We start from the raw sequence: 17591 nt of genomic DNA on the forward strand, positions 1-17591 counted from the left end.
CACGGCCCCTGTGGAGCGATCAGGCGATACCGACCTGGGTCTGAATGGGCCGCATGTCGTCGGGGCGGCTGTGGATCATGGCCATCAGTTCGGCCTGAACGCCGCTTGCAACGGATCTATCCCAAAGGTTGGTCAATTCGTGCGGGTCGGCCCGAAGATCGTACAATTCACCCGCGCCCGAGCGCAGATCGACCGTCAGCTTGTGCGTGGCCGTGCGCACAGTGCGCAGGGACAGCGCGACCCCGGTTCGGGTCGGCAGCAATTCCCACTCGTTCAGGGCAAAGTCGCGATGCCCCCGCCCTTCCCACAAGGGTTTCAGCGACGCGCCGTGCACCGTTTGCAGAGGTGCTGCGCCCGCCAACTCGGCAAATGTCGGCAACAGATCGAGGGTCGAGACCGGATCATCGACCCGCCCCCCGCAGGCACACCCGGGCCGCGCACGATCATCGGTACCTTCAGCAGGCCGTCATAGTGCATGGGCCCTTTCAGGATCAGCCCGTGATCCCCCAGCCAATCGCCATGATCGGAGATGTAGATGACGATGGTGTTGTCAGCGAGGCCATTGGCCTCGAGCGCTGCAAGTATCCGGCCCACATTATGATCGATCAGCGCAATCTGTCCGTAGGTGTTGGCGATGATCTCGCGCAGCTGTTCATCGCTTTGGGGTGGAATGCGGCTGTAGCTTTTGCGGATGTCCGCGCCCACGCCTTCGGGTTCTGCCGTGAGCACCTGTTCGTGCCACCATGGCCTGCCTTCGAAATTGCGGGTGCGGTGGTCGGGCAGATCGACCTCGGCCGGGTCATGCAGGCGCGACCAAGGCTCGGGCGCGTCAAAGGGGTGGTGGGGGTCGGGAAAGCTGACCCAGGCGCAAAACGGATCCGTATGCCCCTGCCCCAGCCAGTCGATTGCGCGGTCCGCCGTCCAGGTCGTGTTGTGCCACTCGACCGGCAGGCGCGAATGCCAGGTCTGCGCCGCCCCCTTGGTGTCGCCGCCATTTTCCCACATCAGCCTCGTCTTTTCATCGCCCTGCCCGTCGGCGTGGTACCAACGTTCATAGTGCTGGCCCGCGGGCGGTTTTTCCGGGGCCCACCAGTTGTGTCCGACCAGCATCATCTCGACATGATCAAAGCCCATGTAGGGCCCGTGCCAGTCGTCGGGGTAGATGGCCGAGGATTTCAGGCACTCGGGCGAACCCGTGGCCTCGAACGTGTGATAGGTCGAAAAGTGCGCCTTGCCGAAATAGGCGGTGTCATAGCCCGCCTGCCCCAGCATGCCGGCAAAGCCACGCGCGCCGATGGCCGGGTCCAGATCGATTCCGTTGTCATGCACGCCATGTGTGCGCGGCAATTGCCCTGTCAGGATCGACGCACGCGCTGGCTGACACACGACGCAGGGCGTTATACAGGCGTCAAAATGTGTTCCGGCTGCCGCCAATGCGTCCAAATGTGGTGTTTTTACCTTGCGCCCTTTAAACCCTATGCAATCCGCCCTTTGTTGGTCCGCAGAGATCAGGAGAATGTTGGGTCGCATTGCGCCTAAGCCCCTTTCTGGCACGGTTGAAGGATACGGAAAAGAGACCGAAAATTTGTTGACCCGTCAACCAAAATTGACACACTAGAGCATGAATAGAGCGATGGCAGAAAATTACCCTTTGAACCTACGTGCATTTTTGACGTTCCGCTTGACCCGGTTGCAAGCGCAGATCAACAGCCAGGCGCAGCACATCCTGCGCGCCCACTGTGATGTGGGCCAGACCGAGTGGCGCGTGATGTTCATGGTTGCCGATCTGGGCGAAGGGACGATGGCGCAGGTGGTGCGTGACGGCAAGATCGACAAGGCCCAGGTCAGCCGTGCGGTCAAGTCGCTGGTCAAAAGCGGGTATCTCAACAGCCGCGTGGATGCGGCGGATCATCGCCAAAGCATTCTCAGCCTGACCGATGAGGGCCGTGCCGTCTATACGCGCGTGTTGCCACTGATGCAGGAACGCCAGCGCCATCTGATGTCCACCCTTGCGGATGACGAGATCGACAAGCTCTACGAGGTTCTGGACCGGCTCGAAGAGGCGGCGCAGCGCCGGGATTTCTGAAATGGCGCCCCCCGGTTCAGCGACGCGCAGCCGGAACCTGCTGGTGATCCTCTCGGACGAACATCAGGCCCGCGCCATGGGCTGCGCTGGCCATTCCTTTGTCCAGACCCCGAACCTCGATGCCTTGGCGGCGCGGGGCACGCGCTTTGCCAACGCCTATACACCCAGCCCGATCTGCGTGCCTGCGCGGGCCAGTTTTGCCACCGGGCTGCCGGTGCATGAAACGCGCATGTGGGACAATGCGATGCCCTATGACGGGTCGATCCCCGGCTGGGGCCATGCGCTGCAAGCCAAGGGCGTGCGCTGTGAAAGCATCGGCAAGCTGCACTACCGCGCACCCGAGGACCCCGCGGGCTTTGACGTCGAACACATGCCCATGATGGTGGCCGATGGTGTTGGGATGGTCTGGGCCAGTATCCGGGACGAGGCCACGCGCAAGATCGGGACGGGCCGGATGCTGGGCGATCACATCGGCCCCGGTGACAGCCCCTATACCGACTATGACGCCGCCGTCACCCGCCGCACCTGCGACTGGCTGACCCACGAGGCCGGTACCGCCCCCTGGTGCCTTTATGTCGGCCTTGTCGCGCCGCACTTTCCGCTGGTGGTGCCGCAGCCGTTCTACGACCTCTATCCGCATGACAGCCTGCCCGAGCCCAAGCTGCACCCGACCGCAGGCTATACCCGCCATCCGTGGGTCGAAAAACAGAATGCTTTCATGGACAGCGAGGCCAAGTTTCGCGACCCGCAAGAACGGCGCGCAGCCATGGCGGCCTATTATGGCCTGTGCTCATGGCTGGATCAAAATGTCGGGCAAATCCTTGCCGCGCTCGAGGTGGCGGGATTGAGCGATGACACTACCGTCCTCTACAGTTCCGATCACGGCGACAATGTGGGCGCGCGCGGGCTGTGGGGGAAATCGAACATGTACGAGGAAAGCGTGGCCGTTCCACTGATCATGGCAGGGCCCGATGTGCCGCAGGGGGTGTGCGACACGCCGGTCGATCTGCTGGACGTCTCCGCCACCATTGCCGATCATTTCGGAGCCAAGGCGACGGGCACCGGCACCCCGCTGCCCGATCTGTTGCACGACCCCGACCCCGAACGCGCGATCCTGAGCCAGTACCACGCGGCGGGCGCGGTGTCGGGTGCGTTCATGCTGCGCAAGGGGCGCTACAAACTGATCCGCTATGTCGGGTTCGAGGACGAGATGTTCGATCTGCACACCGATCCCGAGGAAACGACCAACCTCGCCACGGACCCGCAATACTTTGCCATCCGCACCGCCCTGCGCGCCGAGATGGAAGCGCTGTGCGACACCTCTGCCGCCAATGCCCAGGCCTTTGCCGACCAGGCCGCACTGATCGCGCGCCATGGTGGACGCGAGGCTGCCCTCTCCCTTGGCGCACCGGGGGCGACCCCCGCCTGCATCATGAGGCTGACGATCCTAGGCTCAGGCTCGCCCGAAGCCTATGCGCGCCGCGCCTCGTCCGGTTACCTGCTGGAGGTCGGGGGCGATACGGTGCTGTTTGATTGCGGGGGCGGTGTCTTTGACAACCTTCTGCGCGCAGGCAAGCGGCCCGGCGATGTCACCCATCTCTACTTCACCCACCTGCACAGCGATCACATGATGGACTATGCGCGCCTTGTGCACGCAGCCTGGGACGAAGGGGCGCCGCCGCTCAAAGTGTTCGGCCCCGCCCCGATTGCCGAGATCACCACGCGGCTGTTTGGCCTCAACGGCGTTTTTGCCCATGACCTGATCGCCCGGACCGAAGTGCCGCAAAGCAAGGAAGTGTGGGTCGCGCGCGGCGGCAGCCTGCCCCGGGAATGGCCCCAGCCCGTGGTGACCGAAATCGGCGCGGATCACCGCATGGATCACGGCGGCTGGCGCATCACCACCTGCGAGGTGCCCCATGCCCAGCCCTATCTCAACTGCTTTGGTTTCGCGGTCGAGGCGGCAGGGCGCAAGTTTGTCTATTCGGGCGATGCGGGGCCTTGCGCAGCACTTGCCAATATGGCGACGGGCGCGGACTTGTTGCTGCACTGGTGCTACCGTCTCGACACGGATGCGGCCAGCCCGGAGATGGTGGCCCTGTCCCCCAGCCCGCAGCAGATCGTGGACATGGCGGCCGACGCTGGCGTTCCCCGCGTGGTTCTGACCCATTTCCGGCGGCACATGGACGATGCATTTGATCCCGCATCCGTGCAAACGACGCTGGACTGGCGTGTCGCCGAAGACCTCGACCAGTTTGACATCTGACACCAACTGCCTGTTTGTTAAGCATAAATGACGCAATATCCCAGCCGGTTTTGCAAGGCTGTTGCGGGCGGGCCAAGAATGTGCAGGCTGAAAGCATGGCCAAGACCACGAAGTTTTTTGACGAGATGTATGGCCGCGGCACAGCGCCCCGGTCCCCTTACGAAGACTACAGCGCGTGGTTCAATGGCGAAGACAACGCCCGCCTCCTGCAAAAGTCCGAAGAGGCCGAGGCCCTGTTTCGCCTGATCGGCGTTACCTTCAATGTGTACGGCGACCCGGACGCTACCGAACGGCTGATCCCCTTCGATCTGGTGCCCCGCATCATCGCCGCGCGCGAATGGGCCAAGGTGGCCAAGGGGATCGAGCAGCGCGTGCGCGCGCTGAACGCCTTTTTGCACGACATCTATCACCGGCAGGAAATCGTGCGCGCCGGTCGTGTGCCCGCCGAGATGATCGCCCGCAACGACGCGTTCCTGCCGCAGATGATCGGGGTGTCCCCGCCCGGCGACATCTACACCCACATCGTCGGCACCGACCTTGTGCGCACCGGCGACAACGAATTCTACGTGCTCGAGGACAATGCCCGCACCCCGTCCGGCGTCAGCTATATGCTCGAAAACCGCGAGACGATGCTGCACATGTTCCCCGAGCTGTTTTCCAAGATCAAGGTACAGCCCGTCAGCCAGTATCCCAACAGTTTGCGCCGCTCTTTGTCCGCCTGCGCGCCGGATGCCTGCAATGGCCGCCCAACGCTGGCGGTGCTGACGCCCGGCATCCACAACTCGGCCTATTACGAACACGCCTTCATCGCTGATCAGATGAGCGCGGAACTGGTCGAGGGCCACGATCTGCGCGTCATCGACGGGCGCGTCGCGATGCGCACCACTCAAGGGTATAAACCGATTGATGTGCTCTATCGCCGGGTGGATGACGAATACCTCGATCCGCTGAACTTCAACCCCGACAGCATGTTGGGCGTGCCCGGCATCATGGATGTGTACCGCGCAGGCGGGATCACGATCGCCAATGCGCCCGGCACCGGCATCGCCGATGACAAGGCGATCTACAGCTACATGCCCGACATCGTCGAATTCTATACCGGCGAAAAGGCGATCCTGCAGAACGTGCCCACGCATCGCTGTTCGGAACCCGATGCGCTGAAATACGTCCTCGATAACCTCGCTGAACTGGTGGTCAAAGAGGTCCACGGCTCGGGCGGCTACGGCATGCTGGTTGGCCCTGCCGCCTCGAAAAAGGAGATCGAGGCCTTCCGCGCCAAGCTGACCGACAACCCCGGCAACTACATCGCCCAGCCCACGCTGGCCCTGTCCACCGTGCCGATCCTGACCGAGGCGGGTCTTGCCCCGCGCCATGTCGATCTGCGCCCCTTCGTGCTCGTCTCGCCCAATCGGATCGAGATCACGCCTGGTGGCCTGACCCGCGTCGCCCTGACCGAAGGGTCGCTGGTCGTGAACTCGTCACAGGGCGGAGGCACCAAGGACACCTGGGTGCTGGAGGAGTAACACGATGCTGGGCAAAACCGCAGGCGGGCTGTTCTGGATGTTCCGCTATCTCGAACGGGCCGAAAACACCGCACGGATGATCGACGCGGGCCTGCGCATCTCGCTTACCCGCTCGAGTGCGGCGGAAAGCGAGTGGACCTCGATCCTGTCCTCAACCGGGCTCAAGGGCGCCTATGAGGCTGCGCATGGCGCGCCGGACGGGCCGAAGATCATTGATTTCCTGCTGCGCGATCCGAACAACCCCGGCAGCATCATGGCCGGGATCGAAGCCGCCCGCATGAATGCCCGCGTGGTGCGCACCGCGCTGACCCGCGAAGTGTGGGAGGCCGTGAACGAGTGTTACATGGTCCTCAAGAAGCTGCTGGCCAAACCGATTGCCGACCGCGATTTGCCACGGGTGCTGCAGGTGATCCGGCAGCGCAGCGCCTTTGTGCGCGGGGCCTGGCACGGGTCGATGGTGCGCAATGACATGTACAATTTCGGGCGCATCGGCACCTTCTTTGAACGGGCCGACAACACCGCGCGCATTCTCGATCAGAAATACTACATCCTGCTGCCATCCGTGCGCTTGGTCGGCAGCCCATCGGACAACGTGCAGTGGGATACGATCCTGCGGGCCACCTCGACCACGCGCGCCTACCAGACCCTGCACGACGGCGATATCGACCCGCGTGCCATTGCGCGCTTTCTGATCCTCGATGGCCGCCTGCCCCGCAGCCTCGCCTTTTGCTATGGCAAGATCGGCGAAAACCTCGGCTATCTGCAAATGGAATACAACACCCGGCACAGCTGCCATGACCTTGTCGATGACCTGTGCAGACGGTTCAAGAGCCATGACATGAACGCGATTTTCGATTATGGACTGCATGAATTCATCACCGACTTCCTGCGCGACAGCACATCCCTGGGTCGCCAGATCGAGATCGACTACAGGTTCAGCGAGTAAAGACAGACCATGCGCCTGACAGTCGAACACAAGACCCATTACACCTACAACGCTCCTGTGCCCTACGGACTGCAACAGGTCCGCCTGCGGCCCAAATCGCGGCTGGGCCAGTTGGTCGAGGACTGGGCCATCGACGTTGTCGGCGGCCAGGTCGAAGTGTCGTTCGAGGACGAACACGCCAATTCCGTGGACCTTGTCAGCTTTACCCCCGGCCAGACCGAGATCGAGATCACCAGCCGCGGCACCGTCGATGTCGAGGACCGCGCGGGCGTCGTCGGCCCCCAGGGCGGGTTTGTTCCGTTGTGGCTGTTCCAGCGCAGCACTTTGTTAACGCATGCCGGTGCACAAATGGCAGAGCTGGTTGCCGAGGTGCCCCGGATGGAATCGACATTGGATCAACTGCACGCCCTGTCCGCCCACATCCTTGCGCGGGTGCCCTATTCCACCGACCAGTCAGCCCCGGACCTGACGGCCGAGGATGTGCTGAGCGCAGGCCACGGGGTCTGCCAGGATCACGCCCATGTCTTTATCACCGCCGCCCGCGCGCTCGGCTATCCGGCGCGCTATGTGTCGGGTTATCTGATGATGGATGATCGCGTCGATCAGGACGCGAGCCACGCCTGGGCCGAGGCGCATGTGCCCGATCTGGGCTGGGTCGGCTTTGACGTGTCCAACGGCTATTCCCCCGATGCCCGCTATATCCGCGTCGCAACCGGCCTCGACTACCGGGGCGCGGCCCCGATTTCGGGGCTACGTTACGGCAAAGCGGGCGAAGCGATGTCCGTGTCCTTGCAGGTTCAGCAACAATAGCGCAAGAATTTGGGTGAGTCGGGCAAGGAAACCACAAGATCATGACCTATTGCGTTGGAATGCGTCTCAAGGCGGGGCTGATTTTCATGTCCGACACGCGCACGAACGCCGGTGTCGACAACATCTTTACCGTGAAAAAGATGCACAGCTGGGAAGTGCCGGGCGAGCGCAGCATCGTGATCATGACGGCGGGCAACCTTGCGACCACGCAATCCGTGGTCAGCCTGCTGGACGAACGCACAAAGGCCCCCGAAGATCGCAAACCCTCGATCCTTGAAGCGCCGTCGATGTTCCAGATCGCGCGCGAGGTGGGCCGCACCCTCAAGGAGGTGATCAGCGCCAATGCCACAACCGGGCAAGAGGCCGATGGCGCCTTTGGTGCGACCATGATCGTGGGTGGCCAGATTGCCGGGTCCGAACCACGACTGTTCCTGATCTATCCCGAGGGGAACTTCATCGAAGCCTCTGATGACAGCCCGTTCTTTCAGATTGGCGAGACGAAATACGGCAAGCCCATCCTGGTGCGCGCCCAACATCCCGACATGTCGTTCGAAGAAGCGATCAAGCTGCTCATGGTCAGCTTTGATTCCACGATCAAATCCAACCTCTCGGTCGGTCTGCCGCTCGACTACATCACCTACGCCAATGACAGCCTTGCCATCGGGCACGCCGCGCGGGTCGAGGCGGACGATCCCTATTTCCAGACGGTATCGAATGGGTGGGGTGAGGCGCTGAGCCTCGCCTTTGATCAGCTTCCCGATTTCAAATTCAGCGGCTGACCCGCCTCAATGCATCTCGGGCGGCAGGTAGTCGCGGATCGAACTGGCCTTGCGGCTGAATGCGGCGTCTATCTCGCGCAACTCCAATGACAACATGAAGGGCGTTTTCGCCATCAGGTCGGCGGTGTAGGCCTGCGCGGCGTCGAACACGGCGTCTGTGGCAAGCGTTTTCGCCTCGGGCGTCCGCCCCGCGGCCAGGCGCAATGTGATGTCGATGAACCCGTGTCCCGGATCACCGTCCGCGATCACCACATGGTTGGCCGCAAAGGCGCGCACGCGGATACCAGCAGGGGGAAGACGCCGGTAGCGGCGGCGGCATCCTTCAGCGCGTGGCACAGGCCCGCCATGTCGATGCGCTCTTCGAGGTTGGCGGAGTATTCAAGGATGATGTGCGGCATGGGGCTGACTGTTCCGCACGCGCCTAGCGCGCGCAAGCCAAAATCGCGTCCACGTCCAGATGGGTTTCCAGATGATCGGCCAGGGCATCCAGCGTCGCCTCGACCGTGTCGGCATAGGATGCATTGCCCGGCGCGACGCCAAATCCCGACAGCCACGCCCGCCGGAACCCGTCATCGCGGAACATCCCGTGCAGATAGCTGCCCGCCACGCGCCCATCTGCGCTGATGGCGCCCTCATCCTGCCCGTTCACCCGCGCAAACGGGCGCGCCCGATCCGGCCCGACGCTGCGCCCGATATGGATTTCGTAGCCGTCAAAGCCTTGCCCCGATGGCACATGCACGGCTCGCACTCTCGTCAGCCGCTTGTCATCCGTCATGGTGGTTTCGACGTCCAGCAGTCCGATCCCGGCGGTCGCACCCGCCGCCCCTTCGATGCCATCCGGGTCATCCACGACATGCCCAAGCATCTGAAATCCGCCACAAATTCCCAGCACATGCCCCCCACGCCGGTGATGGGCGCGCAGGTCTTCGTGCCAGCCCTGCGCCTTCAGAAACTCCAGATCACCGCAGGTCGACTTGCTGCCGGGGATGATCACCACATCCGCATCGGCGGGCAGAGGCTGGCCCGCCTGCAACATGGTCAGCCGCACACCCGGCTCTTGCGCAAGGGGGTCCATGTCGTCGAAATTCGCGATGCGCGACAGCTTGAGGCAGACAATATGCAACCCGTCGGCGCGTTGAGGTGTGCGGATGTCCAGCGTATCCTCGGCCGGCAATTTCCACGCATCCGCGAACCACGGCACAACGCCAAAACCGCGCCAGCCGGTGCGATCCGCGATCATCTTGTACCCGTCATCAAACAGGCGCGGATCGCCACGAAAGCGGTTGATGAGAAAGCCCGCGATCATCGCCGCATCCTCGGCCTCAATCACCGCCTGCGTGCCCACGATCTGCGCAATCACCCCGCCGCGGTCGATGTCTCCGGCCAGAATGACAGGCGTGTCAGCCGCGCGCGCAAAGCCCATATTGGCGATGTCACCGGGGCGCAGGTTCACCTCCGCCGGGCTGCCCGCGCCCTCGACCAGCACCAGATCGTGCTGCGATTTCAAACGGTTGAAGCTGTCGAGAACAGCGTCCATCAATCGCGGCTTTAGCGCTGCGTATTCACGTGCCTTCACGGTGGTCAGGCGCTTGCCCTGCACCACGACCTGGCTGCCCACATCGGTTTCAGGCTTGAGCAGGACAGGGTTCATATCAGTATGCGCATCCAGCCCGCAGGCCATGGCCTGCAACGCCTGCGCCCGCCCGATCTCTCCCCCATCCGCCGTCACGGCGGCATTGTTGGACATGTTCTGCGGTTTGAACGGGGCGACAGACAGACCGCGCCTCACGGCGGCCCGACACAGTCCCGCAACCAGCATGGACTTCCCCACATTCGAACCGGTGCCCTGGATCATCAGCGCGGTCATGAGCGACGCCTGCGACGCCAGAAGACAACCAAGGCCATGCAGCAGATCACAAGTTCAACTGCAAAAGTCCAATGCAGCAGAAAGGACAGTATCCAGTGGCTTTGCGTCGCGGGCACCTCAACCAAGGGGCCTGTCCATGAGACCTCGGCAAAACCCCAGGTGACAGCACCCGCGATGCTGTCGAGCGCCACATGCAAAACTGCACCGGCACCAAGACCAGTCAACAGACGCGACGAGACTGCCAGACCAAACAGCGCTGTGACCGCCCACAGCGCAGGATTGTGCGTTGGATAAGTGTGATGATGCACTGTGCCCTGGTCGACGAGTGCAAACCAGAACATGTCGATGTCCAGCAGCACCGCGCCCGCAAGCATGGCCCACCAAATCACCGTGTCGCGGGTAAAAGAGCGTTCAAGGGAACAAGCAGCGAGATACCCGGCAGGCAGATGACCCACAATCATGTCACATGTCCCGCAAGGTGGGCGCGTTCTGCGCCATCCCTAAAACTCCACACCCTTCTGCGCCTTCACGCCCAGATCCTTGAACGGGTGTTTGATCAGCGTCATTTCCGTCACCAGATCCGCCGCCTCGATCAACTCGGGTTTGGCGTTGCGGCCCGTCAGCACCACGTGGGTCATCGCGGGTTTTTCGGTCATCAGGAAATCCACCACCTCGTCGATGTCGAGGTAGTCATAGCGCAGCGCGATGTTGATCTCGTCCAGCAGGACGAATTGGATGTCCGGGTCCAAAATCTGTTCCTTCGCAATCCGCCACCCGTTCTCGGCCGCCGCAATGTCGCGCTCGCGGTCCTGCGTTTCCCAGGTAAACCCCTCCCCCGACACGAAAAACCGGCACTCATCGGCAAAGCGGTCCCGCAGGAACGTCTTTTCGCCCGTGTCCCAATTGCCCTTGATGAACTGCACCACGGCACAGGGCATCCCGTGCGAGATGCAGCGCATGATCATGCCGAATCCGGACGAAGATTTGCCCTTGCCTGGCCCGGTATGGACCATGATCAGACCTTTCTCTTCGGTCTTGGTCTCCATCATCTTGTCGCGGGCGGCCTTGATCTTTTTCATCTTGGTGTTGTGGCGGGTCGTGACGTCGTCCATGGGGTCCTCCGGGGTTGTCGCCCACTTTGGTGCCACGGAAATCAGCGGCGCGCCAGAGGTGTTCGTGCTTGACTCGGTCGGGCGCCGGGCGCACTACGGAATGCGCTGGTGCCCGGGGCAACGCTTCGGGTGAAAAGGGAATGCAGAGGGCCCGCAAGGGTCCGAACGCAGCCGCCCCCGCGACCGTGACCGGAGAGGGTGCCCCCGCACCACTGGCCCAAGGGCCGGGAAGGTAGGGCAGCCGCCAGAGCATCGGCTCTGACATCCGCAAGCCGGGAGACCTGCCAGCACCGAGACGTGACGAAACCGGACGGGGTGTTCCGGGTGTCGGGACACGCGGCCCCCGTTGCACATCGGGCCGCCCCGCCATCCCTGCCCCGCTCCTAGACAGATGGAACACGAGGATGCGCGAACTGCCACCGGTCGAGTTGCTAGTATGCGTCAAATGCCGACGCGAGTTGGAGGTGCCCGACGGCGGCATCCGCCCCGGCGAAGCCTTGCATGCCGAACTGGCCGCGCGCGTCATGCCCGAGGGCGTGACGCTCAGGGCCGTCGAATGCCTGTCCAACTGTTCCTCGGGCTGCTCGGTCGCTGTGCGCGGAGGCGGGCAGCGCTGGACTTACGTCTACGGCAACCTCATGGAAGACCGCGACGCCGACATGGTCGTCGAAGGTGTGGGCAAATATGCCGCCACGCCCGACGGCCTTGTCCCCTGGCGCGAACGCCCCGAACATTTCCGCAAGAACTGCATCGCCCGCATCCCCCCGCAGGAGTTTTGAGATATGGCAAACCTGAACAAAGTCCCCGTAACCGTCATCACCGGCTTTCTCGGCTCGGGCAAGACCACCCTTGTCCGCCACCTGATGCAGAACCCCCAGGGCAAGCGTCTGGCCATCGTCGTGAACGAGTTCGGCGATGTGGGGGTGGATGGTGAGATCCTGAAATCCTGCGCCATCCCCGACTGCCCGGCGGAAAATATCATGGAGCTGGCCAATGGCTGCATCTGCTGCACCGTGGCCGACGACTTCATCCCCACAATCGAGGCGCTCATGGCCCTCGACCCACAGCCCGAGCACATCCTGATCGAAACTTCCGGTCTTGCCTTGCCCAAACCCCTGCTCAAGGCCTTCGACTGGCCCGACATCCGCAGCCGCATCACCGTGGACGGCGTGATCGCGCTGGCCGATGCCGAGGCGGTTGCGGCAGGCCGGTTCGCCCCCGACGTCGCCGCCGTCGATGCGCAGCGCGAAGCCGATGACAGCCTCGACCACGAAACGCCACTGTCCGAAGTGTTCGAGGATCAGATCAGCTGCGCCGACATCATCCTGCTGACCAAACCCGACCTTGCAGGACCCGACGGTGTGGCCAAGGCGCGCGAAATTATCACCGCCGAGGCCCCCCGCCCCCTGCCCGTCGTCGAAGTCGCCGAAGGCGTGGTCGATCCCCGCGTGCTGCTCGGCCTCGAGGCCGCTGCCGAGGATGATATGGACGCCCGCCCGTCGCATCACGACGGGCACGACGATCATGAGCATGACGATTTCGAGAGCGTCATCATCGACATCCCCGAAGTAGCCGACCCCGCCGAGCTGGTCGCCCGGATCGAGGCGATGGCCAAGGCCCAGAACATCCTGCGCGTCAAAGGCTACGCTGCCGTCACCGGGAAACCCATGCGCCTGCTGGTGCAGGCCGTCGGCGCACGCGTCCGGCACCAATTCGACCGCCCCTGGGGTCCGAATGAGCCGCGTCAGGGCCGTTTGGTCGTGATTGCCGAACATGACGACGTGAATGCTACAGCCATTCGCGACGCGCTGATCCAAACTCCGGCAGCCGCCGAGTAGACAGGACGCCAGATGCACGTCGTTTTCCGCGAAAGCCACGGGCTCGAAGAGACCGAGACGCCGACCGATCTGGGGCAGACGCCCGCAGATCTGGTGGTGCTGTCGTTCTCGGACAGTGACCTTGGCGCGTTCGGAGCGGCGTGGCATCGCGGTGGTGGGCCCGCTGGCAAACTGCCTACCCTGCGTCTGGCCAATCTGGTGGGGCTCAAACACCCGCTCTCGGTCGATACCTATGTCGAACAGACCCTTGCGGGGGCCAAAGGCATCCTGATCCGCCTGATCGGGGGGGTGCCTTACTGGTCCTACGGGTTGCAACAGGTGCTGGCGCTGGCGCAGGAAAAGGGCATCGCGCTGGCCGTCTTGCCTGCGGACGGGCGGGTCGATACCCGGCTGGACGAGATGTCGACCCTGCCCGTCTCGACCCTGCGCCGCCTCGCACATCTTTGTGACACGGGCGGCACTGTTGCGGCCCAGGCCGCGTTGGCGCAGATGGCACTGGCCTCGGGCCTCTATGCAGGGCCGGTGCGCGGGGCCAAGACGTTGCCAACGGTCGGCGCCTGGACGCCAGAGGACGGCGTGTGCTGCCCCCTGATCATGGGTGCCGATACCGCCCCGCTGGTGATCGTGACCTTCTACCGCGCCTACCTCTCCGCCGCCGACCTGTCGCCCATCGAGGCGCTGTTTGGCGCTCTGCGCGCGCGTGGGTTCCGCGTTCTGGGCCTCTTTGCCCCGTCGCTCAAGGCACCGGATGCAGCCCTTTGGATGGCACGCCAGATCGCGCACCTCGCGCCCGCCGCCATCGTCAACGCCACCGCCTTTTCCGGCAAGGGCAGTACAGGCACATCGCCGCTGGATGCGGGCAATGTGCCCGTATTTCAAGTCGCGCTGGCCACCTCGACCCGCGACGCATGGGCTGAGGCCGAACGCGGCCTGTCGCCCGCCGACCTCGCCATGCACGTGGTGCTGCCCGAGGTCGATGGCCGCCTGTTTGCCGGTGTGTCCTCGTTCAAAGAACCCCAGCCGCGCGATGAAAACCTGCAATTCGCACGCTACGCCCGCAGCGCCGATCTGGCGCGCACAAACGCCGTCGCGGACAAGGTGAAGGCCTGGGTCGACCTCGCCCATACCCCGGCACCGGACCGCACCCTCGCCCTCGTGCTCAGCACCTATCCGGGCAAGGATTGGAACATGGCCCATGCCGTCGGGCTGGATGCCATCGCCTCTGCCGAGGCCATCCTCGACGACCTCGCCCACGCAGACCATAGCGTCACGACCGACCCCGCCCCGCTGCAAGACGCACTTGCAACCCAGACGATCACCTGGCCACTCCAAGCCTACCAGGACGCGCTGGAAACCCTGCCGCAATCGCTGCGCGACGACCTCAGTGCCGCGTGGGGTGACCCGCGCGCAGACCTCCACTTTCCCGCCATTCGACGTGGCAATACCCTGATCGCCCTGCAACCCGAACGCGGCCACTTTGCCGCCCGCGATGACGACTATCACGACCTCAGCCGCACACCGCAACACGCCTATGTCGCCTTTTATCTCTGGCTCCGGACCCAGACACAGGCGCTGATCCATATCGGCGCGCATGGCACGCTGGAATGGCTGCCGGGCAAATCCGTGGCCCTGTCCGAAGACTGCTGGCCCGAGGCCCTGACGGGTGCGATGCCTGTCATCTACCCTTTCATCGTCAACGACCCGGGCGAGGCCGCGCAGGCCAAGCGGCGCATCGGGGCCGTGACCCTCGGCCACCTGCCGCCACCGATGAAGGCCAGTGACACGCCTGACCGTCTTGTGCGCCTCGAAACCCTGCTCGATGAATTCTCCAACGCCGACGGGCTTGATCCCAAACGCCGCGACCGCTTGCAGGACGATATCCGCGCCGAGGCGCAAGCGCTGGGGGTCGAGGACGATCTGGGCCTTGGCACCGCGACCTGCTCGGCCGAGGCGATCACCCGCATCGACCGCTTTGTTTGCGACATCAAGGAAAGCCAGTTCGGCGACGGCCTCCACATCTGGGGGCAGGATGCCGACAGCGAACGCACCGCGCTGATCGACGCGCTGGACGGCAAGCGCATCCCCGGCGGCCCCTCCGGCTCGCCCTATCGCGGGCGGCGCGACGTGCTGCCTACGGGCCGCAACTTGTTCACCACCGATCCGCGCTCAGTCCCCACCCGCGCGGCCTATGCGCAAGGCGTGAAGCTGGCCGAAGAACTCGTGCGCCGACACTTGCAAGACCACGGCGACTGGCCGCGTGGGTTGATCGTGGACCTCTGGGGCTCGGCCACCATGCGCACAGCGGGCGAGGAATTCGCCATGGCCCTGCACCTGCTGGGAGTAAAACCCGTCTGGGATCAGGGCTCCGAACGCGTGTCGGGCATCGAAGTGCTACCCATCACCGACCTCGACCGCCCGCGCATCGACGTGACCTTGCGCGTCTCGGGCCTGTTCCGCGACGTGTTCCCGACGCTCTCGGCCCTGTTCGGTCAAGCCGTCCGCGCGCTCGCAGCCCGCGACGAAGCCCCCGACTGGAACCCCTATGCAGGCCACGCCGCAACCGCGCGCGTCTATGGCCCCGCACCGGGCAGTTTCGGTGTCGGCATGGGTGCGGACCTTGAAACACTGACCGACGAAAGCCGCGCGGCGGCCGGTCAGGCCTGGCTCAGCGCCAGCGCCTATGCGCTCGACGGCACCACGGCGACACAGGACATGGATGGCATACGTGCCCGTGTGGCCGCAGCCGACAGCTTTGTGCACCTTCAGGACCTGCCAGAAACCGACATCCTGCTGGCCTCGGACTATGCCGCGCACGAGGCTGGTTTTGCTGCTGCGCAGGCGATCACGGGGGGCAGTGCCGCGCTCTATCATCTCGACGCCACGCAGCCCGACCGTCCCCGCGCACGGTCGCTGCCCGAGGAAATCGCCCGCGTCGTGCAAGCCCGCGCCGCCCAGCCGGACTGGCTGGCCGGCATGATGCGCCACGGGTTCCGGGGCGGGGCCGAGATTGCGGCGACCCTCGACCACATGGCCGCCTTCGCGCATCTCGCAGGCGTCGTCGGCCCGCATCTGTTTGACACCTATCACGAGGCCACATTGGGCGATCCGGAGGTCGCCGCCTTCCTTCAGGATGCCAATCCCGGGGCCTATCAAGCGATGCTGGACCAGTTTGCGGCACTGGATGCCGCCGGGCTTTGGCAAACGCGGCGCAATTCGATCCGTGCCGCCCTAGAGGCCGCGCAATGACCGGTCAGGTCAAGGGCTGGTGCCCCGGCGCCTACCGCCCGATGATGTCGGGCGACGGCCAGATCTTGCGGGTGCGGCCCCGGCTGGGGCGGCTGACGCGCGCGCAGATGCTGGGCCTGTGTGACATCTCGCAAACCCACGGCAACGGGATCATCGAACTCACAAGCCGCGCCAATCTGCAACTGCGCGGGATAAAAGAGGACCAGCACGAGGCCGTGCTCGCCGCCCTGCACACCCTCGACTTGCTCGATGAGACGCCCGACGCCGAGGCCAAGCGCAACATCGTCACGACCCCCATCTGGCAAGAAGGCGACCTCACCACACGGCTGCACGCAGTCATCCTCGCCGCCCTGCCAAACGTGCCCACACTGCCCGCCAAGATGGGCATCGTCATCGACACCGGGCCACGCCCGATCCTGACCGACACTTCCGCCGACTTCCGCTTTGAATGCAGCGACACGGGCGGATTGATACTGCGCGCCGACGGGGTGCGCGCTGGCAAAGACATCACCGAACAGGACGCCCCACAGGCCCTCATCGACCTTGCCAACTGGTTCATCGCCACGAACGGCCCCGCCGCCGGGCGTATGGCCAGGCACCTCAAAACCACGCCCCTGCCCGCCACGTGGCAGGACAGCCCCGCCGCCCCATCCGGGGATCGCATCAAACCGGGGCCTACAGTTGGTGGATACATCTACGGCGCGCCTTTCGGCAGCATCGAGGCCAAGGCGATGACCGCGCTTGTCCATGACAGCCAAGCCACGGCCTTGCGGGTCACCCCGTGGCGTACCTTCCTGCTGGAAGATGCCCAGCCCTGCGACGCGCACGGCTTTGTCACCGACGCGGACGATCCGCTCTTGCGCGTCCACGCCTGCCCCGGCGCGCCTGCCTGTGCGTCGGCAACCGTCGAAACCCGGCAAATCGCCCGCGATCTGGCGGCAAGATATCCCGGCACGCTCCACATCTCTGGATGCGCCAAAGGCTGCGCGCATCCGCGCGCTGCAGCCACCACGCTTGTGGGTCGCGACGGCACGTTCGACCTTGTGGAACAGGGCCATCCGTGGGATCAGCCGCGCCAGCGCGGGCTCTCCGCCCAAGACCTTTTGACGATCAAGGCCTGA

Annotated in this window: 15 protein-coding genes, 1 pseudogene and 1 riboswitch; of the genes and pseudogenes, 10 read left to right on the top strand and 6 right to left on the bottom strand. The window is 64.2% G+C overall.

The genetic code is table 11. The features are described from left to right. Positions 1-19 precede the first annotated feature (19 nt). Together ACMHLQ_RS05930 and ACMHLQ_RS05935 are read right to left on the bottom strand one after the other, a co-directional pair. On the bottom strand, positions 20-379 hold the full coding sequence (locus ACMHLQ_RS05930) for a sulfatase/phosphatase domain-containing protein (RefSeq protein ID WP_415403869.1): 360 nt from the start codon (positions 377-379) through the stop codon (positions 20-22). Beyond that, entirely contained in the window at positions 316-1530 is a 1215-nt protein-coding gene (locus tag ACMHLQ_RS05935) for a sulfatase-like hydrolase/transferase (protein WP_415403870.1), read from the bottom strand. The genes ACMHLQ_RS05930 and ACMHLQ_RS05935 overlap by 64 nt, the downstream gene beginning before the upstream one ends. Before the next feature lie 151 nt (positions 1531-1681). Between ACMHLQ_RS05935 and ACMHLQ_RS05940 the strand changes: the two genes are divergently transcribed. The 6 genes from ACMHLQ_RS05940 (at position 1682) to ACMHLQ_RS05965 (ending at position 8407) form a co-directional block, all read left to right on the top strand. Beyond that, on the top strand, positions 1682-2086 hold the full coding sequence (locus ACMHLQ_RS05940; protein WP_415403871.1) for a MarR family winged helix-turn-helix transcriptional regulator: 405 nt from the start codon (positions 1682-1684) through the stop codon (positions 2084-2086). 1 nt (position 2087) lies between these two features. After that, entirely contained in the window at positions 2088-4349 is a 2262-nt protein-coding gene (locus ACMHLQ_RS05945) for a sulfatase-like hydrolase/transferase (RefSeq protein WP_415403872.1), read from the top strand. Positions 4350-4444: 95 nt separating this feature from the next. Further along, positions 4445-5872: a circularly permuted type 2 ATP-grasp protein gene (locus ACMHLQ_RS05950; RefSeq protein WP_415403873.1), complete on the top strand. Its 1428-nt coding sequence runs from the start codon at positions 4445-4447 to the stop codon at positions 5870-5872. A 4-nt stretch (positions 5873-5876) separates the two neighbouring features. Further along, positions 5877-6818, top strand: a complete 942-nt coding sequence (locus tag ACMHLQ_RS05955) for an alpha-E domain-containing protein (RefSeq protein WP_415403874.1) — start codon at positions 5877-5879, stop codon at positions 6816-6818. Between the two features lie 9 nt (positions 6819-6827). Then, a complete protein-coding gene (locus tag ACMHLQ_RS05960; RefSeq protein ID WP_415403875.1) occupies positions 6828-7628 on the top strand; it encodes a transglutaminase family protein in 801 nt (266 codons plus the stop codon). Between the two features lie 41 nt (positions 7629-7669). Next, positions 7670-8407 (top strand): peptidase, encoded by a 738-nt coding sequence (locus ACMHLQ_RS05965; protein WP_415403876.1) that lies wholly within the window; start codon positions 7670-7672, stop codon positions 8405-8407. Between the two features lie 6 nt (positions 8408-8413). On the opposite strand, the pseudogene ACMHLQ_RS05970 reads toward ACMHLQ_RS05965, so the two are convergent. The 4 genes and pseudogenes from ACMHLQ_RS05970 to cobO all read right to left on the bottom strand — a co-directional run bounded on the left by ACMHLQ_RS05970 (position 8414) and on the right by cobO (position 11386). Next, positions 8414-8805, bottom strand: a pseudogene (locus tag ACMHLQ_RS05970) (5-carboxymethyl-2-hydroxymuconate isomerase). 23 nt (positions 8806-8828) lie between these two features. Further along, on the bottom strand, positions 8829-10274 hold the full coding sequence (locus ACMHLQ_RS05975) for a cobyric acid synthase (protein WP_415403877.1): 1446 nt from the start codon (positions 10272-10274) through the stop codon (positions 8829-8831). Continuing rightward, positions 10271-10729 (bottom strand): metal-dependent hydrolase, encoded by a 459-nt coding sequence (locus ACMHLQ_RS05980; RefSeq protein ID WP_415403878.1) that lies wholly within the window; start codon positions 10727-10729, stop codon positions 10271-10273. The genes ACMHLQ_RS05975 and ACMHLQ_RS05980 overlap by 4 nt, the downstream gene beginning before the upstream one ends. Positions 10730-10774: 45 nt before the next feature. Further along, positions 10775-11386: a cob(I)yrinic acid a,c-diamide adenosyltransferase gene (gene cobO / locus ACMHLQ_RS05985; protein WP_415403879.1), complete on the bottom strand. Its 612-nt coding sequence runs from the start codon at positions 11384-11386 to the stop codon at positions 10775-10777. Positions 11387-11475: 89 nt separating this feature from the next. Continuing rightward, positions 11476-11690: riboswitch (cobalamin riboswitch) on the top strand. Between the two features lie 100 nt (positions 11691-11790). Between cobO and ACMHLQ_RS05990 the strand changes: the two genes are divergently transcribed. The 4 genes from ACMHLQ_RS05990 to cobG are packed head-to-tail and all read left to right on the top strand — an operon-like array spanning position 11791 to position 17591. Beyond that, positions 11791-12165 (top strand): DUF1636 family protein, encoded by a 375-nt coding sequence (locus tag ACMHLQ_RS05990; protein WP_415403880.1) that lies wholly within the window; start codon positions 11791-11793, stop codon positions 12163-12165. A gap of 3 nt (positions 12166-12168) precedes the next feature. Next, the gene (cobW, locus tag ACMHLQ_RS05995; RefSeq protein WP_415403881.1) at positions 12169-13224 is read left to right on the top strand and encodes a cobalamin biosynthesis protein CobW; all 1056 of its coding nucleotides are present in this window, start codon (positions 12169-12171) and stop codon (positions 13222-13224) included. A 12-nt stretch (positions 13225-13236) separates the two neighbouring features. Beyond that, positions 13237-16470, top strand: coding sequence for a cobaltochelatase subunit CobN (cobN, locus tag ACMHLQ_RS06000; RefSeq protein WP_415403882.1), 3234 nt, complete (start codon positions 13237-13239; stop codon positions 16468-16470). Continuing rightward, positions 16467-17591 carry a precorrin-3B synthase gene (cobG, locus tag ACMHLQ_RS06005; RefSeq protein WP_415403883.1) on the top strand — a complete coding sequence of 375 codons (1125 nt, stop codon included), beginning with the start codon at positions 16467-16469 and terminating at the stop codon, positions 17589-17591. The genes cobN and cobG overlap by 4 nt, the downstream gene beginning before the upstream one ends.

The sequence above is a fragment of the Tateyamaria algicola genome (genome assembly GCF_047715485.1).
Lineage (GTDB): Bacteria > Pseudomonadota > Alphaproteobacteria > Rhodobacterales > Rhodobacteraceae > Tateyamaria.

Coding starts and splice junctions, on each gene's coding strand:
- cobO (WP_415403879.1), bottom strand. CDS start 11,386: ATGGACGACGTCACGACCCGCCACAACACCAAGATGAAAAAGATCAAG.
- ACMHLQ_RS05975 (WP_415403877.1), bottom strand. CDS start 10,274: ATGACCGCGCTGATGATCCAGGGCACCGGTTCGAATGTGGGGAAGTCC.
- cobN (WP_415403882.1), top strand. CDS start 13,237: ATGCACGTCGTTTTCCGCGAAAGCCACGGGCTCGAAGAGACCGAGACG.
- ACMHLQ_RS05965 (WP_415403876.1), top strand. CDS start 7,670: ATGACCTATTGCGTTGGAATGCGTCTCAAGGCGGGGCTGATTTTCATG.
- ACMHLQ_RS05960 (WP_415403875.1), top strand. CDS start 6,828: ATGCGCCTGACAGTCGAACACAAGACCCATTACACCTACAACGCTCCT.
- ACMHLQ_RS05950 (WP_415403873.1), top strand. CDS start 4,445: ATGGCCAAGACCACGAAGTTTTTTGACGAGATGTATGGCCGCGGCACA.
- ACMHLQ_RS05945 (WP_415403872.1), top strand. CDS start 2,088: ATGGCGCCCCCCGGTTCAGCGACGCGCAGCCGGAACCTGCTGGTGATC.
- ACMHLQ_RS05955 (WP_415403874.1), top strand. CDS start 5,877: ATGCTGGGCAAAACCGCAGGCGGGCTGTTCTGGATGTTCCGCTATCTC.
- ACMHLQ_RS05935 (WP_415403870.1), bottom strand. CDS start 1,530: ATGCGACCCAACATTCTCCTGATCTCTGCGGACCAACAAAGGGCGGAT.
- cobW (WP_415403881.1), top strand. CDS start 12,169: ATGGCAAACCTGAACAAAGTCCCCGTAACCGTCATCACCGGCTTTCTC.
- cobG (WP_415403883.1), top strand. CDS start 16,467: ATGACCGGTCAGGTCAAGGGCTGGTGCCCCGGCGCCTACCGCCCGATG.
- ACMHLQ_RS05990 (WP_415403880.1), top strand. CDS start 11,791: ATGCGCGAACTGCCACCGGTCGAGTTGCTAGTATGCGTCAAATGCCGA.